The sequence below is a fragment of the Ruminococcoides intestinihominis genome (assembly GCF_040096285.1).
Lineage (GTDB): Bacteria > Bacillota > Clostridia > Oscillospirales > Acutalibacteraceae > Ruminococcoides > Ruminococcoides intestinihominis.
In genome coordinates this window covers 1-23,713 of the sequence record NZ_JBBMEY010000001.1, presented here as the reverse complement: position 1 = coordinate 23,713, position 23,713 = coordinate 1, and the positions used below count along the sequence as shown (strand labels likewise).

Here is a 23,713-nt window from a genome sequence, read left to right as displayed (position 1 = left end):
GGGAAAATCTTCTACTATGTAAAGAATTTGCAAGGAGATATAGTAAAAATCCTTGACGAAGATGGAAATGAAAAAGCTAGTTATGTATATAACGCATGGGGTAATATTCTGTCGCAGTCAGAAGATGAGTTATCTTCAATTAATCCACTTCGTTATCGTGGTTATGTATATGATGAAGATACCACTCTTTATTATCTTCAAACCAGATACTATGACCCAACTACTGGTAGATTTATTAATGCTGATGATACTGTTTTTATTAGCTCTTCTGGTACGGCTATTGGTGATAGCATTTATACATATTGCGAAAATGAACCAGTTAATAGAAGTGATGCTGAAGGAACATGTTACTTTGATATTAAAGATAATATAAAACATTTTAATAGTGAATATAGGTTGGATTTTATAAAGATTGGAGAAAAAAAGAGAGAAAATACAATAGAAAGTTTGCAGCTAGAAAATGGGTTTATTTGCGTAATAATCAATACCCTTGGTTTATAAGAGGAGATTGTACTAATTTTGTGTCACAATGTTTACATGCAGGTGGGATATTGATGAATGATGATTGGTTCTATCTTTATTCTGCTAGAAATAAAAAATGGAAGCATTCTAACTATTGGTCTGTAGCAAGTCAAAATATGGCATATTTTTATCGTTCTAAATACGTCAGAAAACATAAGAGTTTTAATTTACATAAAACAAATATGTCATCTCAAATTAATATTATAAAGAAATATAATATAAAAGTAGGAGATTTGTTATATTTTGATTTTGATAGGGACGGAGTGTATACACATGCCGCTATAATTTCATCTGTTAATGCAGGAATAAAGTATTGTGCGCATACAAAAGACAGAAGAGATTATCCTCTTTACAGTTATGATAACAAGAATGCTTCTTTTATGATTTTGATGATGAGGTGATTATATGAAAAATAAGAGAAGTTGTTTACGAAAAGTTATTATTGTTTTATGTGTAATAGCATTTGCATTTATTTGTTATTCAATATTCTTTTGCGTGTTATCATACCAAATTGTAAAAAATATAAATTCAACTAAAAGCTATGATGAGTTTAAATCGTCCCAATATTCACAATATATAAAGGACGAAGAGTATTATAATCAAATGCATTTTAGTGGTGATAGAGCTGATACCGATACATCATATTACGGCGTATATGTTGCTATACCTGTGTGGAATGAGGTTGTTGTGTATCATTATTACATTTATGACGTTAGAGATGCTAATGGAAAAATTGTATCAGGTGGAGGTAGCTTATTTGAACCTTGTAGAACTAAAATAACATATAAATATGAAGGTATGAGCCTTGTTGTAGACAAAGCATATGAACAAATAGCTTATGAATAGTAATAATAATCTAATAGCAGATGATAAGCACCTAAAATTTATTAAAAAAATAAAATAAAAATGGGAGATTTAATGTATTTTGATAATGGTAATGGTATCATTATTCACGCTACTATTATTAGTAAGGTAAATATAAAAATCTTTTATGCAGTCCATACTAATCCACACAAATATGAAATGTTAAGAGGAACTACTAATAAAAAGATGAAAAATAGATGTGTTTACATATTGAGTATGAGGTGAATATTATGAAAAAGGTATGTTTTATAATTGTTTTTGTTTTTTCTTATTTATTGTCAAATTTTATTACGATGTTCTTTTACTTGAATCCTATTAATATTAAAGGTGAAGTGTATTCTTTAGTAGATGAAATAGAAAATAGTGCGTATAAAAACTATGGTCGATTTGACACTAAATTTAATGGAATAATTTCAAGAGAAGACTTTAGCGAAATGAATTATCGGGATAATGTGAATAATATTGTTAATGAGAAAAATAGTGGAAAAGTCAGTAAAGTATTTAAACATAATGGTGTAGCTATTGCTGAGTACAGATATATTTATAGGTCATATGACAACAGAAATAATGTTGTAAACGATTCAAATGGAAATCATATTATTGAACTTCATAATGATAATGGTAAATGGATTGTTTATAGTGTAACTGTATGTGATACAATTGTTGATGGATATGATTATTATTCTATTTTAAGTTAACAAATAATATATTTGTTGTTGAATTAGTGGTAATTTATATAAATATAGGAGAACTACTGGATTCTTCAATAAAACATATTTGCCTATTGAAACCGGAAAGTATTTTTTCAAAATAAAGTAGGTAATTATATGAAAAATAAGCGAAGTTGTTTACGGAAAGTTATTGCAATTTGAGTAATACATATATCAAGAAGAAAACGAAATCTAATGGTTGAAAAAAATGGAAATTTAACACTAAAAAATTTAGGGGATATTTGAGTTTTTAGTATGGAGGTGAAATATGAAAAAATTAGTTTGTATTGTTGTTTCCTTATTGTTTCTTACTTTTTCACTAACAGGATGTAATATTCTTGGTGGTGACCTAAAGGCTCTACCTTATTCTTTCTTTGCATCAACTGAAAAAATTACCATTGATACATTAAAAAAGGTAGTTAAAGCTTTTGATAACAGAGATAAAGAGATGGTAAAATCACTATTTGCTAAAAATATACTAAAAAAGTATAAAAACTTTGATAAAGAGTTAGATAAGGCTTTCAAGTACTACACAATAAAGTCGGAAAAAGTTGAATATAGTTGGTCTGGTGATTCCGATTCTACTGAAGATGGCATGACCATAACATTTACAGGTGGAGATGTAACTATAAAGAAAGCGAATAAGAGTTTTGATATTTCTATAGAAATATGTTCGAATGATGATAATGATGATTTAAATGTAGGCGTGTGGAATTTGTGCATAGTTGACAACAATTTAGATGAAAGTGAGATTAAAGGAATTTATTCAGATGATGATATTGGTTCTGATATACCAAAATATGGAATTTATGTAGGGTGATAAAAATGCATTGTATTACTAAAATTTAGCTATAGATTAAATTTTCGTAGTGAAATATCTGTCTAATAGAAAAACGGCAGATGGTAGTCAACAACTACTTTAAGTGATGGAACAAAGATAACATACCGTTACAATGCAAATGGAATGAGAGTAGGTTCTAAGGTAACAAACTATTATTATGATAGTAATAATAACCTAATTGCTGAAAAGACTGACAGTGCAACATATGAAAAATATGAAATGCATTTGCCATATTGGGTTGTTAGTCGAAGAGTTTATGATTTTCTCATTAAAAGGTATCCTAGAATGAATTTTGAACCGATTTTTTTTAAATGAACAGTAGTTTAAAAGATATATTTTAATGATTTCTCTTATCATAAGACCGTAATAGTAGTTCAATTCTGTATATTTATTGCTTGTAGAATTAAGTACAGAATGATAATAATTTGAAGAATTATATATAAAAACAATTTCTCTCGAAGGATAATAATATGATTAAAAAATACTATATTAAAACTATAACCTTGTTATTAATGATACCTTTTATGATGTTCTTATGCGCTTGTAATAATACAACTAATATCGCTGATAGTTCTATTGGACAATTAAATTATAATTATGACAATAAACACATATCAGTAACATTAACTGAGGCTGAGAGTAATATAGTCAAAGATATATTTAATAAGAAAGAACTATGTAATGATGAACCATCTTGTGGTTTTGATAAAAATATCTCTATTAAGTTTGATAATGACTATTACTGTATTGCTTGTGATTCTTGTGGTATTGTAAAATTTAAAGATAAGTATTTTAATATTTCTAATTCAGAACGCAGTAAAGTAGAGAAAATTTTCAAAAAATACGGAGGAACATTTCCTTGCGTATAAAGAGTTATACAAACAGAGTATTTCTCTATATCGGTTCGCTTATCTCATTCATATGGTTTCTATAATTAGAGGATAGGAGCGATTTATACGCTTGGTGTATTTAATCCAATAAGTACTTCTATAAATATTAAACGGATATGTGACATTAAGAATTGGTATTATAGCCTTGATTTTATTTGGAATTTGCTATGTGATAGCTTCATTGGATATGTCGAAAAAAGTAAATTTTAAAATTAAAAATGCAACCATTGGCTTAATTGTAGCTATTATTTTACTAATTTCTTATTTATATTTAGAATTCTTTATATAAAAGGTAGTTATTATATGAAAGAACATAAAAAATCTACTATAGTTATTGCGTGTATTTTTGTCAGTATAGTAATATTGTTATTAACTTATATTTTAATAGTAGCCTATTCATACGATGATATTGGCTCTAAATATAACACTGATTGGTATAACGAGAAGTATAACATCAGTTTTACTAGTAGTAATAAATTATTTCCGTATGGACAACCACATTGCTTTAATACATATGTTGATGGGAACAAAGTTGATTTTAAAATGGATAATAATAGTGGAAGTATCTCTATTGGAAAAGAAAGTGTTTTTGCAGGTAAAGAAACCGGTGAAAAATATAGTGATTTTGATAATTATGCATCTGGTCAATATGATTATTACCATGGTGTACTGAATGTAAAAATCAATAAGATGAATAATGCAGAGTATAGCTATCTTATGGGTAAAACTTTAGCTTTTATAAAGAAGTAATATTTAGTATTAGTGCTGAAAGTAGTATTGAAAATAATGGAGGTGTTCTCATGAAAATGAGTTGGTTTAATAAATATTTGAAAGTTTTTTCAATTTTCGTTATATCCTTTTTGTCACTAGTAACTTTAATTATGATTTTTGCTTTCTGTATAGGTGATGTTACAGTAGGTAATTTTATATTATTTATAGGTGTAGAGATTTGTTTAATAGGTATGTTTATAGGACAAATCCATTATTTTTCAACCTTTGCTTATAAAGTTTATTTTGATAATGATAATATTGTGTTTCAATTTAAGAATAAGACCTACACTTATAATAGAAATGATTGTAAGAAAATCTTTACAAATGTAATGATAACTAAATTTACCTTCTATAATAAGAAAATCAGATGTGCAAAAAATGATTACTTTGATGATAATACAGGGCAGTTAAAAGATAAACTAAATAAAGAATTTTTTCCTAATGCCATTATTACAAAAATATGGGATTGATTATATGAATAAAGTTAAGTTTAAAGATATAGAAAAAGTCAAAAAGCTATATCATAAAAAGGGTGTTTATGTAATAACCGGTGAAAAGTATTGGGATGGTGGTTATGATATAGATGCTTCACTTGATGAAAAACTACAATTCTATTCCTATGCCAAGAAGTATAGTGATGTTCTGAAAAATATAATTTATCAGTTTGGTGATAAAGCTATTATCGGAAAGGACATAGGGGAAAAGTCTGACCTTTTTGCACATTGGAAAGATATGAAGTGCTACGATTCATTTAATAATTTAAATGAGCAGTTTAACAAGAAAAGAAATTATGAAATTAACCATAATGATGAAATTATTGACTACATAATCGAAAATAATTTTAGATACTTTTCGTTTATAGATTTCTATTTGCCAAAGTATAATATGATTTTACAAGCAACTTGTCATACTGAAATTTTTATTTATTCTGATAATTACAAAGAAATTATATCTAAAATTGAAACAATTGTTGGTAGTGAAAGTGAACTTAATATTAAATATTTAGAATTTGATTGATTATCACATAATTTTTATAGAAATTCTCTATATCAATATTGATTATATGTTATGATTATTTTATATAATGTACTTTACTTGTTAAATAGGTGTATTTATGATAAAATAATCCTTGATGTCAATTTGAAATGGGGGAGAAACTTTGGGAAGAACTTCAAATATGTTAGCTGAAATGGCTGATATTAATATTAATGCCGGAGTTAAAAAGTCAAATTTACCACTGTTAAAAATGATTATTTTGGGTATGATGGCAGGTGCATTTATTGCATTTGGTGGTGCAGCAAGTAACGTTGTAGTTCATGGTATTGATAATGCCGGTGTTGCAAAGATGTTAGCCGGTGTGATTTTCCCTGTAGGTCTTATGCTTGTTGTGTTTACCGGTAGTGAGCTTTTTACCGGTAACTGTTTAATGATAATGGGTGCACTTGATAAGAAAATTAAAGTGTCTAAGATGATTCGTAATCTTGTTATTGTGTATTTCTCAAACCTTGTTGGTGCACTAATAATGGATTTCTTGATTTTCTATTCAGGTCAGTTTGACCTATCAAGTGGTGGCCTAGGTGCTTATACAATTAAGGTTGCAATTGGAAAAACTTCACTTGCTCCATCTACTGCTTTTGTCAGTGGTATTTTGTGTAACATTCTTGTTTGTTTAGCAATCCTAATGTCTAGTGTTGCTAAGGAAGTAATTAGCAAAATCTTTGCTGTATTTTTCCCAATTTGTTTGTTTGTAGTTTGTGGCTTCGAACATTGTGTTGCTAATATGTTCTATTTACCTTCAGGTATTTTAGCAACAACTAACCCACAGTATGTTGCAAAGGCTAAAGAGCTATTTGGTATTACTGCTCAGCAGTGTGAAAATTTAAAGCACTTTGCAGGTACAGACCAATTAATCTATGTTACTTTAGGTAATATTGTTGGTGGTATGTTACTTGTTGGTGCAGTATTCTACTTCGTACATATTAGAAATTGGGATAAGAAAAATTCCTGATTTCTTGTCACATATTGTCCTATTAGCACAGAGAATTCTCTGTGCTTTTATTTTTATATTAAATTTACATTAATTATCTTTTATATTCATTGACTATAAGTAGAAATTTGTGTATAATTTTAAACGTAAACAGAGGAGTTTTCCTCTGTTTTTTTAGGCGGGTAATAAATAAGGAGGTCGTTATGTCTAAGGTATCTAATTCAATGAATATTATTGAACTTAAAAATGTTGGAAAATCTTTTGATGATGTTGTGGTTGTTGAAGATTTTAATTTGGAAGTAAAGAAAGGTGAGTTTGTTACTTTTCTTGGACCATCAGGTTGTGGTAAAACAACTACACTAAGAATGATTGCAGGTTTTGAAATTCCTACGGAGGGTCAGATCACTTTAAAAGGTGAGGACATAAGTAAACTTCCTCCATATGAAAGACCTATTAATACAGTATTTCAGAGATATGCACTTTTTCCACATCTTAATATATATGATAACATTGCTTTTGGCTTAAAGCTAAAAACTAATGAAGTTACTTACAAGAAAGATAATGGCAAGATTATCACTCGTAAGGAAAAACTTTCTAAAAAAGAAATTGACAAAAAGGTTAAGAGAGCCTTAGAGATAGTTGACCTTGAGGGCTTTGAAAAGCGTTCTGTAGATACTTTGTCAGGTGGTCAACAACAGAGAATTGCTATTGCAAGAGCTATTGTAAATGAACCACAGATTCTTTTACTTGATGAACCTTTAGGTGCATTAGACCTTAAGATGCGTAAAGAAATGCAGATTGAACTTAAAGCAATGCATGAAAGACTTGGTATCACTTTCATATATGTAACCCATGACCAAGAAGAAGCCCTTACAATGTCCGATAAAATTGTTGTTATGTCTGATGGTGTAATTCAGCAGATTGGTACACCGGAAGAAATTTATAATGAACCAAAGAATGCTTTTGTAGCTGACTTTATCGGTGAAAGTAATATTTTTAACGGTAAAGTTACTGATAAGCTACAAGTACAGTTTTGTGACCATACATTTACTTGTGTTGATGACTTCCATATTGGAACTAAGGTTGATGTAGTTGTTAGACCTGAAGATATTGTAATGAAACCTAAGGGTGAGGGTATGATGGATGTTGTAGTTGACTCTGTTGTATTTAAGGGTGTCCATTATGAAATTACAGTTCTTTCAGGTGATAATGAAATTGTTATTAACTCAATTTACAATGCAGTTGTAGGTGACACAATTTCTATTGATATTGATCCTGATAGTATTCATTTGATTGAAAATAACCTTACTACAAACGACTTTAAGGGTATTATTACAAAGCACAATACAGTTGAATTTGCTGATGGTGAATTTGAATGTGACCTTACTCAGCTTTATCCTAATTCAAAGTATGTTGATGATGTACTTGTTGACGAAAAGGGTAATGAAATTGATGTAGTAGGCAAAGAAGTTTCAGTTTCTATCCCTGTATTTGGTTCAATTGAAATGAGTGATGATGCTGATAAGGGTGGAACTACCGGCAATATTATTTCACTTATTTATAAAGGTGACCACTATCAGTATATTGTTAGAACAGAAAACGAATATGACTTCATATTTGATGATGAAGACTTATGGAATGAAAATGACTTTGTCAGTCTGATTATTCCTAAAGAAAATATTTCATTGAAATTAAAGTAATCATCATTTTGGAGGTCGAAAAATGTTTAAGTTTTCTCGTAAACAACTCTGTATTCCTTACGGATTGTTTCTTGTTTTGTTTGTAATTGCACCTTTGCTTGTAATTATTTATTATGCTTTAACTAATGGCGAGGGTCAGTTTACACTTTCTAATTTTACAGATTTCTTTACTGACAGTAACACTATAGGCACTTTGCTTTATAGTATGTTTACTGCTTTAGTTACTACAGTAGTATGCTTATTAATTGCTTATCCTGTAGCATTAATACTTGCGAATTCTAAGCTAAAAAGAAAATCAGTTCTTTTGATGCTTTTTATTATGCCTATGTGGATTAACTTCACATTAAGAATTACTGCATTAAAAGAAATTCTAACTGCAATAGAGGGTAACCTTGCTTGCCATCCTTTTTTAAATACTATAATCGGTATGACATACGACTTCTTACCTTTTATGATTTTACCTTTATATACAACACTTGAAAAAATTGATAAGAAACTTCTTGAAGCATCTAATGACTTAGGTGCTAATAATAGAATTACTTTCTTAAAGGTAACATTACCACTTTCAATGCCTGGAATAATCAGTGGTGTTACTATGGTATTCTTACCTGTAATGACAAACTATGTTGTACTTGATATGCTATACAATAGCACATATATTATGGGTAGCTTAATCGGTAGTTACTTTAATGCATATGATTGGCACAATGGTTCAATGATTTCCATTGTACTTCTGGTTATTATCTTTATTGTAACAATATTTACCAACAGACTTGGTGATGGTGTTGGAGAAAGCAGAGGTGCTTCTCTATGATAAAAAAGATATTTTCAGCAAGTTGGGTATTTCTTGTACTGTTAGCAATTTATTTGCCAATTATTATTTTGGCAATATATAGCTTTACAGATTCCACCACAATCGGTGCTATAAGAGGTTTTTCTCTTCATAATTATGAAACCTTGTTTACTACAAAAGAATTGTTAGAAATGATTGTAGATACATTAGTATTGGCATTAGTTGTTGCTATACTGGCAGTTGTATTAGGCACTAGTGGTGCAATCGGTGCATTTTATTCAAAGAGATTACCGAAAGCATTTATTAGAAATGCTAACCAAATTCCTGTTGTTAATGCAGATGTAGTTACAGGCTTTTCAATTTGTATTTTGCTAATTGTTGCATTTGGTATTGATAAAAGCACATATATTCCACTTGTTATAGGTCAAGTAACTTTATGTGCTCCATTTGTATATCTTTCTGTTGTACCTAAACTTATACAAATGGATAACAACCTTTATGAAGCAGCTCTAGACTTAGGAGCTACACCATCAAAAGCACTATTTAAGGTTGTAATTCCTCAGATTATGCCGGGTATAGTTTCCGGTTTTATGCTTTCAATTACACTTTCACTTGATGATTATTTTGTTACAACATACACAAAACCGGCTACCTTTAATACAATTAGTACCTATGTAGTAAATGCTACAAAAGGAGCTCAAACAAACATAAAAACAGCCTTATGGGCATTATCTACAATTATCTTTGCAATCGTTATTGCAATTGTTTTGATTAATTATTTCAGAACAAACAAAAAGGTAGGTGAAAGTAGATGAAAAAATTAATTTCTATTTTAATTATGCTTTTAATAACTGCATCTATTTTCATTTTACCTATGTCAGTATCTGCAAAAGATAAGGATGTTATTACCCTTAGAATTTCAAATTGCGAAGAATATATTGATGAGGGTAATTGGGACAAAGATGATACCATTGACCTTGACAGTGGTGATATAATCGGTAAAAATTCTATGACTACTGATTTTGAAAATTGGTATTACAAAACCTATGGTAAAAAGGTTAAGGTTGAATATTCAACTTACGGCACAAATGAGGATTTATATAACCAAATTACCCTGGGTGATAATTTTGATTTAGTTTGTCCATCTGATTATATGGGTATGAAAATGATTGATGAAGATATGTTAGTACCTTTATCAAAAGAATTTTTTGATACAAGTAATAAGTATAATTACTATGCAAAAGGTGTATCACCATATATCAAAAACTTAATGGATACAACTAAGATTGATAACAAAAAGTGGAGTGACTATTCAGCCGGTTATATGTGGGGTACAATGGGTTTTGTATATAACCCTGATGTTGTATCAACAGAAGATGCCTCAACATGGAAGATACTTGAAAATAAAAAGTATAGCCGACAAATCACTATTAAAGATAGCGTTAGAGATAGTTATTTTGCAGTTTTAGGTCTTATAAATTCAGATAAAATGTCTACTGATGAATTTAAGAATTCTAAGGACTATAATGAGCAAATAACTAAATTAATGAATGATACCTCACAATCAACAGTTGATAAAGCAGAAGAAAGATTACAGGGTATCAAGGATAATGTTTATTCATTTGAAACTGATAGTGGTAAGTCCGATATGGTGTCAGGTAAAGTAGTTGCCAATTTCCAATGGTCAGGAGATGCAGTATATAGCCTTGACCAAGCAGAAGAAGACAATTGTTACCTTGAATATGCAGTGCCTAAGGAATGTTCAAACCTTTGGTGTGACGGTTGGGTTATGTTAAAGCAAGGTATTAACGGCGATAAAGAAAAGCAACAAGTAGCTGAGTCATTTATTAACTTTGTTTCAAGACCTGATAATGTAATTCGTAATATGTACTATATCGGTTATACAAGTTGCATTTCCGGTGGTGATGACAACAGAATTTTTGAATACATTAATTGGAACTACGGTGCAGAAGATGATGAAGAAACTGTTGATTACCCGGTAGGTTTCTTCTTTACAGGTAATTCCAAGGATAAAGATTATATTGTAAAAACTACAAAAGACCAAACAAAAAGACAACTGTTTACTCAATATCCTACAGAAGATATTTTAAAACGTTGTGCAGTAATGATGTTCTTTAATAGTGATGAAAATAAACGAATGAACCAAATGTGGATTAATGTACGGTGCTTTAATCTAAATTCAATTCCGTCATATGTTTGGTACATTGTTGTTGCAGTAATTATTATAGTTGCAATACTGATAATCATTTATACTAAAGGTCATACTTTTAGAAATAAGAAAATGCAGAAAAAGTATAAAAAGATATAATAATTCTATAATTGCATTATTTGAATTAAGAAAAGTTGTATAATAAAAAGGAAATGTGGCATTAATTTAACGCACTTCCTATTTATTTGGAGGGTTGTCCGAGTGGTCAATGGTGCGATACTCGAAATATCGTGTTTTACGAAAGTAAAGCCTGGAGTTCGAATCTCCAACCCTTCGCCATAAAAAGCCCATTCTAATGGGCTTTTTTCTTTAATTTTGTATAAAGTGTTGAATTAAATGAATAAATCAGAAAACAACTCTAAAAATATATCTCAAGAATTAGAAAATAAAGCTAAAAATGCAGATGAATATAAATTTGGTATATTAGATACGGAAAATATTGATGATATTGAAGTAATGGAAAAATTACTAGAAGAAAAGTATATTGAAGAAAATAATAAATAAGATTATCAAAATTTAAATTAGTCAAATGTTTTGCAAAAAATTAAGTCCTAAGATGATTTTTCATCTTAGGACTTTTGTGTTACATTTTACTTTTTCTTCTTTTTCTTAATGTGAACTTCCGGAACTGCTACATCATATAGCACAGGTTCATCATCCTCTTCTACAATATCATTTTGCTTTACTTTTCCTGTGTGAACTTCAGGTACTGCTAAATTTTCTGAATTGAAACTATACTTGTCTTTTGCCTTGTCCTTCATAAAACATTACCTCCAAATTATCACAATAAATTAATAAAGAATGTTATTGTTAAGCTGTTTAAGAAATCAGCAAACAAACTACCTACAATAGGAATAATCAAATATGCCTTAACTGATGGTGCATATTTATCACAAATAGCTTGCATATTAGCCATAGCATTAGGCGTAGCACCCATACCAAAACCACAAGTACCTGCAGCAATTACTGCAGCATCATAATCTCTACCCATAATGTTATATACAACATAGTAGGCAAATAAGAACATAAGAACTGATTGGCCGGCTAGTAGAATAACAAGTGGTAAAGCTAGGTCAGCTAGTTGCCATAATTTAAGAGTAATCATTGCTATACCTAAGAATAGAGATAGACAAATACCACCAAGGTCATTTATTTCACCCATATGAATAGTAATTTTACCTGTGTATTCACCTATGTTTCTCATAATAGCAGCAACAATCATTGCACCAATATAAATAGGGAATGTCATTCCTGTAAGTGAAAGTAGCTCTGATACTATTGTACCAATTCCTACTGCAATAATCAACTGAAAAACTGCAGGAGCATACATAGAAAAATGTCTTTCATGCTTTTCTTCTTCTTCAACTAGGAAACTGTCATCCTCAGCTTTTATAGTATCTAGTAGATTATGCTTTTTAATAAGTCTGTTACCAATAGGGCCACCCATTAGTGAACCGGCAATCAAACCGAATGTTGCAGCAGCAGTACATACTGTTGTAGCACCTGAAACACCAAAGTCCTCTAGTACAGGGCCAAATGCACCGGCAGTACCATGACCACCAATCATAGGGATAGAACCTGTTGTCATACCTGTTAAGGAGTCAAGTCCCAGTACATTTGCAAGTCCGATTGATGCAAAGTTCTGTCCAATAATAAGCACAACAACAAGTACAAGAAACACTATAAGTGCCTTACCACCACTTTTGAGGACTTTTAAGTTGGCTTGGAAACCTACAGAAGTAAAGAACAGAACCATGCAGACTTCTTTTAATGTGTCATCAAAGTCAATTACTGCAATTCCTGTTGCGTACAATATTAATGTAAATATTGCAAATAGCAAACCACCAATAACAGGTGAAGGAATACAGAACCTTTGTAAAAATGAAATTTTCTTTTTTAAGAAATTACCTATCATCAGAACAACTACAGCAACTGCAACTGTTTGATACATATCTAGTGTAATATCCAATGTTATCAATCCTTTCGCAGTTAATAGTTATTTAACTGAAATACCTTTTTCTTTGTAATATTCAATAGCACCTTTATGGAAAGGAATATTAATACCTTTAACTGCATTTTCTTCTGTAATGTCAATATCAGCAGATACAGTCAGCTGAATTTCCTTAGCATTATTGAAAATCAATTTGGCAAGTTCTTTTACTTTATCATTAGATAATTTGTCACTTACTAGAATAACAGATTTAATACCAATAGTATTTATATCTGTGTTTTGATCGTTATATGTATTCTTTGGAATTTTGCAATCAATATAAGAGTAAGCTGACTTTAGCTTATTAGATGTAGCATTATCAATTTCAAGCAGTTTAATATCACATTGTTTTGCTAATTCATCAACAATAGTTGCATTCATACCAACAGTAACAAATAAACAATCAATTTCTTTGTTTTCAAGTTTCTTAGCAGCTTCGGCATAATCAAGGTTAACTTCCTTAACCATCTTAGAGTTTAGTCCATATGATGCAAGAATTTGTTTTGCATTTAGTTCAGAACCTGACTCCTTTTCACCGATATTGACTGTCTTGCCAAGCAAATCATCTACTGAATTAATATTAGAATCTTTTCTTACTACAATATGACAAGCTTCAGTATAAAGAGATGCTAAAGCACTATAGCCTTTATATGCACCTGACTTTTCAAAGTTGTTTTCGCCATTATAGGCATCACTTACAATGTCTGATTGTGCAATAGCAGCATCTAAATATCCTTGAGAAAGCAGTCTAACATTTGCTGCAGAACCTGCAGTAGTTTTTTGTTCGATTTTTAGCTTTCCACTTTCATCGGCTAGTTCTCTGATTGATGTAACTGTTTCGTTATAAATACCACCAATACCGGCAGCACCAAAACGAATTTTATCATTATCTGATGAACAACTACATAAAGAAACAACAAATATCAATGAAAGTAATATTGCAAATATCTTTTTCATTAAATCCCTTCTTATGACATAATTTTTCTAGTTTATTATATCATATTCATTATTTTTTTGTCAATTTTGATTGAAAAGTAAACCCATTCTAGAATTAAAATCGTAGATAAATAACCAAAAACAATATAAATATTTTTGAAATAAACATATTGAAATTACAAAAATTTAATTTATAATAAAATAAGACTTGACTTGGAGTATACTCTAAGTATTAATATATAGGGGATGAATTTCTATGACAATTAATGAAGTAAGCAAAATATATAATGTTACACCTGATACATTGAGATATTACGAAAAGGTTGGTATGATTCCTCCGGTTACAAGAACTGCCGGTGGTATTCGTGATTATCAAGAAGTGGATCTTGGATGGGTGTCACTAGCATTATGTATGAGAAGTGCCGGTTTGCCTGTTGAAGCTATGATTGAATATGTGAAGCTATATAGACAAGGGGACAGCACAATTCCTGATAGACTTCATTTATTAGAAAAACAAAGAGATTCTTTACTTGAACAGAGGAAACAGATCGATGTTACCTTAAAAAGATTAAATTACAAAATCTCAAAGTATGAAGATGCTGTAAAAACAGGTGTTCTAAATTGGAATGATGAAAAGGAGAATTGTTGATGTATTTAGAAAAAATAAATGGACCTGCTGATGTTAAGAAAATGGATATTGATAGTCTAAATGAACTTGCATCAGAAATGAGAGATGCTTTATTACACAGACTTAGTATTCACGGTGGACACTTTGGACCTAATTTTGGTATGGTTGAAGCAACTATTGCTATGCATTATGTTTTCAATTCACCAATAGATCAGTTTGTATTTGATGTTTCTCACCAAACTTATTGTCACAAAATGCTGCCAGCCAGACAGAATTCTTATTTATATAAAGAAAACTTTGACGATATTTCCGGCTATAGTAATCCAAAAGAAAGTGACCATGATTTCTTTGAAATCGGTCATACTTCAACTTCTGTTAGCTTAGCTTGTGGACTTGCTAAGGCCAGAGATGTAAAAGGCAAAAACTACAATGTAGTTGCAGTTATTGGTGACGGTTCATTAAGTGGTGGTGAAGCACTTGAAGGACTTGACTTTGCCTCAGAACTTGAAAGCAATATTATTATTATTGTAAACGATAACGATATGTCTATTGCTGAAAACCATGGTGGTTTATATCAGAATCTAAAGTTACTTCGTGAAACTAACGGTAAAGCCGAATGTAACCTATTTAAGTCTATGGGACTTGACTATAAATTTGTTGCTGATGGTAACAATATTGAAGAAATGATTTCAGCTTTAAAAGAAGTTAAAGATACTACAAAGCCTACTGTAGTTCATATTGTTACTGAAAAAGGTAAGGGATATGCTTTAGCTGAAAAGAATAAAGAGGCATGGCATTGGTGTATGCCATTTGACCCTAAAACAGGTAAGTCTACTATTGACTTTGGTGACGCTAAAGATTATGGTGAAATTACTTGTGAAATGCTACTTGATAAGATGAAAGAGGACAAGACGCTTTTAACTATCACATCAGCTACACCAGCAGTAATGGGCTTTACTAAGGATAAGAGAGATTTAGCCGGTAAGCAGTTTGTTGATGTTGGTATTGCTGAAGAACATGCAGTAGCACTTGCTTCCGGTATTGCAACAGGTGGTGGCAATGCAGTTTATGGTGTGTATAGTACATTTATCCAGAGAACATATGACCAAATTTCTCAGGATGTTTGTATCAATAACAGTCCTGTAACATTTCTTGTTTTCTGTGCATCTATCTATGGTATGAATGATGTTACTCACCTAGGCATTTATGATATACCTATGCTGTCTAACATTCCAAACCTAGTTTATTTAGCTCCTACAACTTTAGAAGATTACAAAGCTATGGTTGATTATGCTACTACACAGAATGAACACCCTGTAGCTATTAGAGTACCATATGATGTATTTGAGGCAGGTAAACCTCAAACTAAGGACTTTAGCAAACTTAATAAGTATGAAGTTGTATCAGAGGGTAATGATGTTGCAATTATTGCTTTAGGTTCTTTCTTTGGTATTGGTGAAAAGGTAAAGGAAATGTTAGCTGATAGTAACATTAATGCAACACTTATTAACCCATACTTTATTACAGGTACAGATGATGTACTATTAGAAAGCCTAAAGGATAACCATAAGCTTGTTATCACTATTGAAGATGGTGTTCTTGATGGTGGTTTTGGTGAGAAGATTTCTCGTTTCTACGGTAATACTAATGTGAATACTATTAATTATGGTTACAAGAAGGAATTTCTAGACAGATATAATCCGGAAGATATTCTAAGAGAAAATAGAATTACTCCTGAACAGATTGTAGAAGATATTAAGAATTCTTTATAATCCTTTACAAAATAATCAATTTTTAAGGTGCAGTTAATTTAACTGCACCTTTTTATATATAAAAAGATTACTTATTAATCATTATAATGCAGATTATTCATAAATACTTTTATAATATGAAAAATTTATGAGCCATTTTAACAAAATATGAAATATTAGAAAATCTACTGTTGAAAAAATAAAAGTGCTTTGCTATAATACTAAATGGTTAGGATATGCTAACTCAATTTAGCTATTGCTAACTTAGGAGATAAGTGTGAGGTTTTTATGAGATTTATAAAGGCTTTTAGTGTATTAATTTTAATAATTATGCTTGTTGGTTGCAGTAATGAAAATGAAGTGAATACTTCAAAAACTACAGTTAATGATACTATTCCGGCATCAAAAGAATTTTTTGCTATGGATACTTATATGGAAGTCGATGCTTATGGGGATAATGGTGAAAAGGCTGTTGCTAAAGCAGAAAAGGAAGTTAATAAACTTGATAGCATTTTATCAACAGGTAAGTCAACAAGTGAAATCAGTAAATTAAATAAAAATAAAAAGCAAGTTGTGTCTGCCGATACAATGTCACTTATTAAAGAGTCAGTAAAAATTTCTAAAGCAACTAATAGTGCATTTAATCCAACAATTTATCCATTAATGGAGCTTTGGGGATTTACCACAAAGAATTATTATGTACCTAAAGATAATGAAATAAAACCATTACTTAATCATATGGATATTGATAATATTAAAATTGATGAAAGAAAAAATGAAGTATCTTTTAAAGATAGTAATATGAAAATTGATTTAGGTGCTATTGCCAAGGGATATACCTCATCAAAGATTATTGATATTTTTAAAGAGAATAATATCAAAAGTGGTATGGTAACTTTAGGTGGTAATGTTCAAGTTTTAGGTAAAAAGCCTGATGGTTCACTTTGGAAAGTCGGAATACAAAATCCAATTGGTGAAGATGAATATTTAGGTGTGTTACAAACATCAGATAAAGCAGTTATTACTTCCGGTGGATATGAAAGAAATTTCACTAAGAATGGTAAAACCTATCATCATATCTTAGATCCATCAAATGGTTATCCTGCAAACAATGGACTTACATCAGTTACTATTATTTCAAGTGATGGTACTTTAGCTGATGCACTTTCAACATCACTGTTTGTTATGGGTAAAGATAAAGCAATTGATTTTTATAAAAAATCAAATTATAATTTTGATTTTATCCTTTATACAAGTGACAATAAGTTAATTATTTCTGATGGTATTAAAGATATATTTTCTTCTGATTTGGATATTAAGGTGGTTAATAAATAATGAAAAATATATTTAAAAATATTTCTAAAATTAAATATATTCTTCCATTGTTAGTGTTAGTGGTTTGTGTTGCTTTTGCAGTAAATAGCTTTACAAATGGTAGTTTTAGTGCTGATTCTGTAAATAAAAGAGAAACCATTAATATTGAAAATTCTACAACAAATTCAACTACCACTAGCTCTACCGGTAGTAATGCCATAACAACATCACCTTTACCAAGTGAAAGTGGAAATAATAATTCAACTTCAAACAGTGAAAAGGTAAAGAGTGTTTTACCTTTAACTTTAAATAGTAATCAAAAGTATAAAGACGGTACATATTACGGAACAGGTGTTGGTTTTAATGGCAACCTTACTGTAAAAGTAACTATTAAGAATGGTAAAATAACAAATATAGATATTGTAAAAACCGGTGATGGTGATGATTATATTGCAAAAGCAAAAGGATTGTTAAAATCAATCTATGCTAAGCAAAATACAAATGTAGATACTGTTTCAGGTGCTACATATAGTTCTAATGGACTTATTGAAGCAGTTTCTAATGCAATATCAAAAGCAGTTGTCAATAAAGATAATTCAAAAAGTTATGCAAATAACAATAAAAATACTAATAATATAGCAACCACAACAACTCCAAAGAAATTTCCTACAAAGCCAAGTGTTCCTAATATGAATAATGCTACTTTCAAAGATGGCACATATATTGGTGTTGGTGAGGGTTATAAAGGAGATATAAAAGTTTCTGTTGTTATTAAGAATGGCAAAATCTATAAGATAAATATTCTTAGCACAGAAGATGATGAACAGTTCTTTACAAAGGCAAGAAAATTAACTTCAAGTATTATCACTAAACAAACTGCTGCTGTTGATACAGTAAGTGGTGCAACTTTTAGTTCTAATGGCATAATAGAGGCTGTTTCAAATGCTTTACAAAAGGCCTATGTAAAGCAAACAACAACAGTTCCTACAACCACTATTACCACTACTACAAATAATTCAACTTCAACTACTTTACCTAGTAGCCCAACAGTAAAACTTAAGTATGAAAATGGTACATATATGGCACAAGTAGTATGTTATCCTGATGATAGCTTTGATTTTGAAGAATATACCTTATCATTAAAAATTTCTATTTTTGATGATGTTATAACTTCTATTGATGAAGTTATGGGTGTTGGTGATAAATACGATACTGCAAATGACTGGTATTTGAATAGAGCAGTAAGAGGTACAACAAAATACCCAAGTGTTGTTAAACAAATTCTCAATAAAAATTCTACTGTTGTTGATACAGTTAGTGGTGCAACTTGTTCATCAAAAGCAATTATTGAAGCTGTTAATAAAGCACTTTTAATTGCAGAAGTTAAGGGAGATTAAAGTGAATTTTTGGTTTAAATTATTTAACTTTCTTTTATGTGTTTGTGTTATTGTTGGTTATAACTTTTTTGTTGATATTAATGCTAAAGATAACACAATAAAAGAATTAAATACAAAAGTATCATCATTAGAGAAACAAGTTGAATATGATGATAATTACATTGAAGATATTAAAACTAAAATTAATAAAAATAACGGTAAAGAGTCAAAAGTAGAAGAAACTACAATATCTTCTAAATATAAAGATGGCACATATGACGGTGAGGCTAAAGGTTTTGGTGGTAATATCAGAGTCAGCTTAACTGTTAAGAATGACATTATAACAGAAATTAATGTTGTATCTGCCGATAAAGAAGACTCAAGTTATTTAGCTTCAGCAAAGAATATTATTAATACAATGCTTGATAAACAAACAACCGATGTTGATACAGTAAGTGGTGCAACATTTAGTTCAACAGGTATCAAAAATGCAGCTACTATTGCACTTAATAAAGCAGTAAAGTAATGGAAGTAATATAATTTATGAAAAGTATTAAACTAACACCTAAAAAGAAAAAACAACTTAATATGTATGTTAGATTAGCAATTCAGATTTTATTCTTTCTATTGTTTCCGTCTACATTCACAAGTGTCTTTAATGGTGTAAAATATATCTTTACTCAAATAGGTTTAGGCTCAAGTGTTGCACTTAATTCCTTTTTAGCCGTACTGATTGCACTATGTGTTTATACAATAGTATTTGGCAGATTTTTCTGTGGATATGCTTGTGCTTTTGGTACAATGGGTGATTTGTTACATAAACTTTACCTTTTTATCTGTAAGAAGATGAAGAAAAAACCATTTAAACTCAATGATAAACTTTCTAAAGTACTAAGCTATTTAAAATATGTAGTACTGCTATTTATAGTTATTATGTATTTCTTAGCCTATTCATCCTATCTGCAAGGTAAAAGTCCATGGGATGTATTCTCAATGATAGTTTCATTTAACTTTAGATTTGACGGATATACTTTTGGAATAATAGCTTTAGCAGTTATTATGGTAGGTATGTTCTTTATTAAGAGATTTTTTTGCAGATTTCTTTGTCCTATGGGAGCAGTTTTCTCACTACTACCGTCATTACCTTTTACTGCTGTAACAAGAAAAAGAGAAAATTGTATCAAAGGCTGTAAAGCTTGTAAAAATATTTGTCCTGCTAATATTGATATTCCTGAGAGAGGTAAAGGGAATGTTAGTGGTGAGTGTTTCCAATGTGGTGAATGTATCTCAGTTTGTCCTAAGCAAAATACAGGTGTCTCGGGAAAAGTTAGAGGTAATGAGATTTGGTATGTACTTCTCAGAGCAGTAATTCTCTTAGTTGTACTATATTTTATTGGTGTTTGATATGAAAAAGAGAGATATTATTCTTGTTGTTAGTTTACTTGTTTTTGCCGGTATTGTATTTTTAATTTTTAATTTTAATAACAAAAGTGGCAAAACAGTTGTTATAACAGAGAATGGCTCAACATATGGAACTTATAGTTTAAGTGAAAATAAAGTTATTGGTATAGATACAGATTTAGGTCATAACAAAGTTGTTATTAAGGATGGCAAAGTTCATATGGAAGAGGCTGATTGTCCTGATAAATATTGTGTTGATAAAGGTGATATTTCAAAAACAAATGAAAGCTTAATTTGCCTACCACACAAATTAGTTGTAGAAATTACTGATGATGAAATTATAAGTAATAATGATGATTTAGATGCAATAGTAAAGTAGGAAGTGATTTTTTGGTAAAGAAAACTGCAAAGATAGGAATGTTTATTGCACTTGCAATGATTTTTAGTTATATTGAAGCAATTATTCCTATTAATTTTGGAATACCGGGAATTAAACTTGGAATTGCAAATATTGTTGTAGTTACTTCCTTATATGTTCTTGGGTTTAAAGAAACTATCGGAATATCCCTAATTAGAATATTATTAATGGGAATTCTCTTTGGTAATGTGTTTTCATTAATATATAGTTTCTCAGGTGGTATTCTTAGTTTAATGGGAATGATAATTTTCAAAAAGTTTAAGTTATTTTCTACTGTTGGTGTAAGTGTGGTTGGTGGTGTTTTGCACAACCTAGGACAACTTATAGCAGCATCAATAGTACTTAACAATTTAAGTATTGCTTATTATTTTTCTGTATTATTAGTTTCCGGTGTAGTGACAGGTTTTGTTATCGGTATTGTATCAACTAAGGTAATTAAAATATTAACTTCAACTAAAATGAAAGTTTTTAATTAGTCAATAAAAAATAGTTATAGGTTATAACTATTTTTTTGAATAGAAGTTAGCAATTGCTAACAAAATATATTCAAGGAGGATTAAGAAATGGAAAAATCTACATTTCTAAAGAAAGCATCAGCTATTGCTATGGCTGGTATGATGACTGTTAGTGTTGGTCAGATGAGTATTTTTGCTGAAACAACTAACAGTGATGTTAATGCTAAGGACTATACTTATGTATTTGCCGGATTAACATGGGATGAATATTGGAAGTCTGAGGGTGTATATGTAGCAGATAATAACTGGACTGCATCTTCTGATGTTCTGGATTCGCATAATGAATACGATAAGGGTGCTTTTGATGTAGTATCAAGAGCAACAACTAACCATGGACTACACAGAGGTAGTTTCCAATGTTCAGCAGATATTTTTGCTAAGGATGCAAATGAAAATGAAAAAGAATTTGCAGTTTCTTATTGGACTAAAGAAGATAATAACAATGTTTTAGTATTAACAGATGGTACAAAGATTACTGACTTTTCAAGAGGTAAATTTACATATGATGGTGTTGCTTACACTATGACTAGTTATGATGTTACAGGTATGAAGTACATTCCTGTTGCAGTTAAGAATGATGATTTAGCCGACTTTGAAAGTAAATATACAGTTGTAAAGTCAGGTGAAGAGGTTAAGGGTGGCTTTACTGAAATGAACCTACAGTCATACAGTTTAACTGCTAACCTTGACGAAAATACAAATGGTCTAAAGTATGCTGAAAAGAATACTGACGGTACATATTCATTCTCTCAGAGAAATGTAGGTACAACTTCCGGTATTGAAGGTGCTGACCTAAAGAAAGCAGAAAATGTAAACATTGAAGTTAAAGACGGTGATGATGTTGGTTCATATGGTGAATACATTAGAGTTGACTTTAAGGGTGACGGATACGGTGCTTTAGGTTCAAAGATGTATGCAGTTCGTTGGGATTACTACGGTGATGATAACTCATACTCTAATAAGCTTGTATCATTCGGTACAAAGTTTGCTTCCGATAACTGGATGCATAAAGTAATGGGTATTCAGCTAGGTTTAACAGATTCTTATAGATTTAAGCTACCTGAAAATACAGACGGTACAGGCTATTGGAAACTTACTATCTATGCTCTAGGTTACGAAGATTATACAGTAAACTTCCAGATTACCGCTGATAACCTACCTGCACAGTCAACTGATGAATTAGATAAGACTGAACTACAGAAACTTGTTGATCAGGCTAATGCTCTAAATGAAAATGATTACACAGTTGACTCTTGGAAAGACCTTAAGACAGAACTTGATGAGTCTGTTGATTTACTGGCTAATGCTAGAAATCAGGCTTCTATTAATGAACAGGTTAAGCACCTAACACTTGCTATTAACTCATTAGTTAAGAGAGAAGTTCCAACTGAAACAACACCTACAGAAACAACTCCAACAGAAACTACACCTACTACTACAACTCCAACTACTACAAAGCCATCTACAACTACACCTACTAAGCCTGTAGTTAAGAAAACAACAGTTTCTCTGGCTAGAACTAAAGGATCAGTATATGTAAAGGGCAGAACTACTGTTAAGGCTGCTGTAAAGAATGGTAAGGGTAAGACAACTTATAAGAGTAACAATACTAGAGTAGCTAAGGTTTCTTCAACCGGTGTAGTAACAGGTGTAAAGAAAGGTATTGCAGTAATTACAGTTACAAATAATAGAGTATCTAGAACTTTCAAAGTAACAGTTAAGAACCCAACACTTAACAGAACTACGCTTAACCTAAAGGCTAAAAAGAACTATACTCTAAAAGTACAGGGCAAAATCGGCAAGGTAACTTTTAAGTCATCTAATACTAAGGTTGCTACTGTAAATGCTAAGGGTAAAGTAGTTGCTAAGAAAAAGGGTAATGCTACTATTACTGTAAAGGCAAACGGTATCACTCTAAAGTGTAAAGTAAAGGTTAAATAATTATTTAACAATACATATTTTAAGAACCACTAATGGGCTAGTCATTAGTGGTTCTTTTTTGTATAACGAAAACCCCCGATTGTATCGGGGGTTCAAAAAAGCTTTAGCGATGAGTATAAAAAACAAACTCCTTCT

27 protein-coding genes, 1 tRNA gene and 1 pseudogene are annotated in these 23,713 nt (G+C 30.5%); 26 read left to right on the top strand and 3 right to left on the bottom strand.

Features of this window, described 5'->3' with window-relative positions; translation table 11 throughout:
• Positions 1-6 precede the first annotated feature (6 nt).
• The 17 genes and pseudogenes from WMO18_RS00145 to WMO18_RS00065 all read left to right on the top strand — a co-directional run bounded on the left by WMO18_RS00145 (position 7) and on the right by WMO18_RS00065 (position 11,812).
• Positions 7-501 (top strand): RHS repeat-associated core domain-containing protein, encoded by a 495-nt coding sequence (locus tag WMO18_RS00145; protein WP_496196865.1) that lies wholly within the window; start codon positions 7-9, stop codon positions 499-501.
• Complete coding sequence (locus tag WMO18_RS00140; protein ID WP_367286211.1) at positions 471-923, top strand: amidase domain-containing protein; 453 nt, start codon at positions 471-473, stop codon at positions 921-923. Before WMO18_RS00145 ends, WMO18_RS00140 begins: the two co-directional genes overlap by 31 nt.
• A gap of 202 nt (positions 924-1,125) precedes the next feature.
• Entirely contained in the window at positions 1,126-1,368 is a 243-nt protein-coding gene (locus WMO18_RS00135; RefSeq protein WP_367286210.1) for a hypothetical protein, read from the top strand.
• Positions 1,369-1,820: 452 nt separating this feature from the next.
• The gene (locus tag WMO18_RS00130; protein ID WP_367286209.1) at positions 1,821-2,084 is read left to right on the top strand and encodes a hypothetical protein; all 264 of its coding nucleotides are present in this window, start codon (positions 1,821-1,823) and stop codon (positions 2,082-2,084) included.
• 280 nt (positions 2,085-2,364) lie between these two features.
• Positions 2,365-2,916, top strand: coding sequence for a DUF5104 domain-containing protein (locus tag WMO18_RS00125; RefSeq protein WP_367286208.1), 552 nt, complete (start codon positions 2,365-2,367; stop codon positions 2,914-2,916).
• Positions 2,917-3,060: 144 nt separating this feature from the next.
• Complete coding sequence (locus WMO18_RS00120) at positions 3,061-3,252, top strand: hypothetical protein (protein ID WP_022505318.1); 192 nt, start codon at positions 3,061-3,063, stop codon at positions 3,250-3,252.
• A gap of 209 nt (positions 3,253-3,461) precedes the next feature.
• Positions 3,462-3,806, top strand: coding sequence for a hypothetical protein (locus tag WMO18_RS00115; protein WP_367286207.1), 345 nt, complete (start codon positions 3,462-3,464; stop codon positions 3,804-3,806).
• A gap of 324 nt (positions 3,807-4,130) precedes the next feature.
• Positions 4,131-4,577 (top strand): hypothetical protein, encoded by a 447-nt coding sequence (locus tag WMO18_RS00110; protein WP_022505320.1) that lies wholly within the window; start codon positions 4,131-4,133, stop codon positions 4,575-4,577.
• A 50-nt stretch (positions 4,578-4,627) separates the two neighbouring features.
• The gene (locus tag WMO18_RS00105) at positions 4,628-5,068 is read left to right on the top strand and encodes a hypothetical protein (RefSeq protein ID WP_022505321.1); all 441 of its coding nucleotides are present in this window, start codon (positions 4,628-4,630) and stop codon (positions 5,066-5,068) included.
• A 4-nt stretch (positions 5,069-5,072) separates the two neighbouring features.
• On the top strand, positions 5,073-5,615 hold the full coding sequence (locus tag WMO18_RS00100; protein ID WP_022505322.1) for a hypothetical protein: 543 nt from the start codon (positions 5,073-5,075) through the stop codon (positions 5,613-5,615).
• A gap of 142 nt (positions 5,616-5,757) precedes the next feature.
• Positions 5,758-6,606, top strand: a complete 849-nt coding sequence (locus WMO18_RS00095; RefSeq protein WP_022505323.1) for a formate/nitrite transporter family protein — start codon at positions 5,758-5,760, stop codon at positions 6,604-6,606.
• Positions 6,607-6,788: 182 nt separating this feature from the next.
• Positions 6,789-7,883 (top strand): annotated as a pseudogene (locus WMO18_RS00090) (ABC transporter ATP-binding protein); the annotation flags it as partial.
• A gap of 424 nt (positions 7,884-8,307) precedes the next feature.
• Complete coding sequence (locus WMO18_RS00085; protein WP_294670268.1) at positions 8,308-9,099, top strand: ABC transporter permease; 792 nt, start codon at positions 8,308-8,310, stop codon at positions 9,097-9,099.
• A complete protein-coding gene (locus WMO18_RS00080; protein ID WP_022505326.1) occupies positions 9,096-9,893 on the top strand; it encodes an ABC transporter permease in 798 nt (265 codons plus the stop codon). Before WMO18_RS00085 ends, WMO18_RS00080 begins: the two co-directional genes overlap by 4 nt.
• Entirely contained in the window at positions 9,890-11,407 is a 1,518-nt protein-coding gene (locus WMO18_RS00075) for an extracellular solute-binding protein (RefSeq protein WP_367286206.1), read from the top strand. The genes WMO18_RS00080 and WMO18_RS00075 overlap by 4 nt, the downstream gene beginning before the upstream one ends.
• A gap of 88 nt (positions 11,408-11,495) precedes the next feature.
• Positions 11,496-11,587, top strand: a tRNA-Ser gene (locus tag WMO18_RS00070).
• Positions 11,588-11,644: 57 nt separating this feature from the next.
• Positions 11,645-11,812: a hypothetical protein gene (locus tag WMO18_RS00065; RefSeq protein ID WP_211148385.1), complete on the top strand. Its 168-nt coding sequence runs from the start codon at positions 11,645-11,647 to the stop codon at positions 11,810-11,812.
• A gap of 86 nt (positions 11,813-11,898) precedes the next feature.
• Here WMO18_RS00065 and WMO18_RS00060 read toward each other — a convergent pair whose 3' ends face one another.
• From WMO18_RS00060 to WMO18_RS00050, 3 genes are read right to left on the bottom strand one after another with little or no spacing between them, the layout of a single operon-like run.
• Positions 11,899-12,069 (bottom strand): hypothetical protein, encoded by a 171-nt coding sequence (locus WMO18_RS00060; RefSeq protein WP_211148386.1) that lies wholly within the window; start codon positions 12,067-12,069, stop codon positions 11,899-11,901.
• Between the two features lie 20 nt (positions 12,070-12,089).
• Entirely contained in the window at positions 12,090-13,277 is a 1,188-nt protein-coding gene (gene gltS / locus WMO18_RS00055) for a sodium/glutamate symporter (protein ID WP_211148387.1), read from the bottom strand.
• A 27-nt stretch (positions 13,278-13,304) separates the two neighbouring features.
• The gene (locus WMO18_RS00050; RefSeq protein ID WP_211148388.1) at positions 13,305-14,255 is read right to left on the bottom strand and encodes a TAXI family TRAP transporter solute-binding subunit; all 951 of its coding nucleotides are present in this window, start codon (positions 14,253-14,255) and stop codon (positions 13,305-13,307) included.
• A gap of 235 nt (positions 14,256-14,490) precedes the next feature.
• Here WMO18_RS00050 and WMO18_RS00045 point away from each other — a divergent pair, with 235 nt between their 5' ends.
• From WMO18_RS00045 to WMO18_RS00005, 9 genes are all read left to right on the top strand, one after another.
• Positions 14,491-14,883 (top strand): MerR family transcriptional regulator, encoded by a 393-nt coding sequence (locus tag WMO18_RS00045; protein ID WP_367286205.1) that lies wholly within the window; start codon positions 14,491-14,493, stop codon positions 14,881-14,883.
• On the top strand, positions 14,883-16,634 hold the full coding sequence (locus tag WMO18_RS00040) for a 1-deoxy-D-xylulose-5-phosphate synthase (protein ID WP_367286204.1): 1,752 nt from the start codon (positions 14,883-14,885) through the stop codon (positions 16,632-16,634). The genes WMO18_RS00045 and WMO18_RS00040 overlap by 1 nt, the downstream gene beginning before the upstream one ends.
• Positions 16,635-16,901: 267 nt before the next feature.
• The gene (locus WMO18_RS00035; RefSeq protein ID WP_022506001.1) at positions 16,902-17,948 is read left to right on the top strand and encodes an FAD:protein FMN transferase; all 1,047 of its coding nucleotides are present in this window, start codon (positions 16,902-16,904) and stop codon (positions 17,946-17,948) included.
• Positions 17,948-19,324, top strand: coding sequence for an FMN-binding protein (locus tag WMO18_RS00030; protein WP_367286203.1), 1,377 nt, complete (start codon positions 17,948-17,950; stop codon positions 19,322-19,324). The genes WMO18_RS00035 and WMO18_RS00030 overlap by 1 nt, the downstream gene beginning before the upstream one ends.
• A gap of 1 nt (position 19,325) precedes the next feature.
• Positions 19,326-19,829, top strand: coding sequence for an FMN-binding protein (locus WMO18_RS00025; protein ID WP_367286202.1), 504 nt, complete (start codon positions 19,326-19,328; stop codon positions 19,827-19,829).
• Positions 19,830-19,846: 17 nt separating this feature from the next.
• Complete coding sequence (locus WMO18_RS00020; protein ID WP_367286201.1) at positions 19,847-20,707, top strand: 4Fe-4S binding protein; 861 nt, start codon at positions 19,847-19,849, stop codon at positions 20,705-20,707.
• 1 nt (position 20,708) lies between these two features.
• Positions 20,709-21,083, top strand: a complete 375-nt coding sequence (locus WMO18_RS00015; protein ID WP_367286200.1) for a NusG domain II-containing protein — start codon at positions 20,709-20,711, stop codon at positions 21,081-21,083.
• Between the two features lie 11 nt (positions 21,084-21,094).
• Positions 21,095-21,598, top strand: coding sequence for a Gx transporter family protein (locus WMO18_RS00010; RefSeq protein WP_367286199.1), 504 nt, complete (start codon positions 21,095-21,097; stop codon positions 21,596-21,598).
• A gap of 87 nt (positions 21,599-21,685) precedes the next feature.
• Complete coding sequence (locus WMO18_RS00005; RefSeq protein WP_211148602.1) at positions 21,686-23,578, top strand: penicillin-binding Tp47 domain C-containing protein; 1,893 nt, start codon at positions 21,686-21,688, stop codon at positions 23,576-23,578.
• The last annotated feature ends 135 nt before the right edge of the window (positions 23,579-23,713 follow it).

Bases quoted from the DNA above. Each gene is read 5' to 3' on its own strand.
- WMO18_RS00135 (WP_367286210.1), top strand. From the start codon at position 1,126: ATGCATTTTAGTGGTGATAGAGCTGATACCGATACATCATATTACGGC.
- WMO18_RS00130 (WP_367286209.1), top strand. From the start codon at position 1,821: ATGAATTATCGGGATAATGTGAATAATATTGTTAATGAGAAAAATAGT.
- WMO18_RS00125 (WP_367286208.1), top strand. From the start codon at position 2,365: ATGAAAAAATTAGTTTGTATTGTTGTTTCCTTATTGTTTCTTACTTTT.
- WMO18_RS00120 (WP_022505318.1), top strand. From the start codon at position 3,061: ATGAGAGTAGGTTCTAAGGTAACAAACTATTATTATGATAGTAATAAT.
- WMO18_RS00115 (WP_367286207.1), top strand. From the start codon at position 3,462: ATGATGTTCTTATGCGCTTGTAATAATACAACTAATATCGCTGATAGT.
- WMO18_RS00110 (WP_022505320.1), top strand. From the start codon at position 4,131: ATGAAAGAACATAAAAAATCTACTATAGTTATTGCGTGTATTTTTGTC.
- WMO18_RS00105 (WP_022505321.1), top strand. From the start codon at position 4,628: ATGAAAATGAGTTGGTTTAATAAATATTTGAAAGTTTTTTCAATTTTC.
- WMO18_RS00100 (WP_022505322.1), top strand. From the start codon at position 5,073: ATGAATAAAGTTAAGTTTAAAGATATAGAAAAAGTCAAAAAGCTATAT.
- WMO18_RS00085 (WP_294670268.1), top strand. From the start codon at position 8,308: ATGTTTAAGTTTTCTCGTAAACAACTCTGTATTCCTTACGGATTGTTT.
- WMO18_RS00080 (WP_022505326.1), top strand. From the start codon at position 9,096: ATGATAAAAAAGATATTTTCAGCAAGTTGGGTATTTCTTGTACTGTTA.
- WMO18_RS00075 (WP_367286206.1), top strand. From the start codon at position 9,890: ATGAAAAAATTAATTTCTATTTTAATTATGCTTTTAATAACTGCATCT.
- WMO18_RS00065 (WP_211148385.1), top strand. From the start codon at position 11,645: ATGAATAAATCAGAAAACAACTCTAAAAATATATCTCAAGAATTAGAA.
- WMO18_RS00060 (WP_211148386.1), bottom strand. From the start codon at position 12,069: ATGAAGGACAAGGCAAAAGACAAGTATAGTTTCAATTCAGAAAATTTA.
- WMO18_RS00050 (WP_211148388.1), bottom strand. From the start codon at position 14,255: ATGAAAAAGATATTTGCAATATTACTTTCATTGATATTTGTTGTTTCT.
- WMO18_RS00045 (WP_367286205.1), top strand. From the start codon at position 14,491: ATGACAATTAATGAAGTAAGCAAAATATATAATGTTACACCTGATACA.
- WMO18_RS00040 (WP_367286204.1), top strand. From the start codon at position 14,883: ATGTATTTAGAAAAAATAAATGGACCTGCTGATGTTAAGAAAATGGAT.
- WMO18_RS00035 (WP_022506001.1), top strand. From the start codon at position 16,902: ATGAGATTTATAAAGGCTTTTAGTGTATTAATTTTAATAATTATGCTT.
- WMO18_RS00030 (WP_367286203.1), top strand. From the start codon at position 17,948: ATGAAAAATATATTTAAAAATATTTCTAAAATTAAATATATTCTTCCA.
- WMO18_RS00020 (WP_367286201.1), top strand. From the start codon at position 19,847: ATGAAAAGTATTAAACTAACACCTAAAAAGAAAAAACAACTTAATATG.
- WMO18_RS00015 (WP_367286200.1), top strand. From the start codon at position 20,709: ATGAAAAAGAGAGATATTATTCTTGTTGTTAGTTTACTTGTTTTTGCC.
- WMO18_RS00005 (WP_211148602.1), top strand. From the start codon at position 21,686: ATGGAAAAATCTACATTTCTAAAGAAAGCATCAGCTATTGCTATGGCT.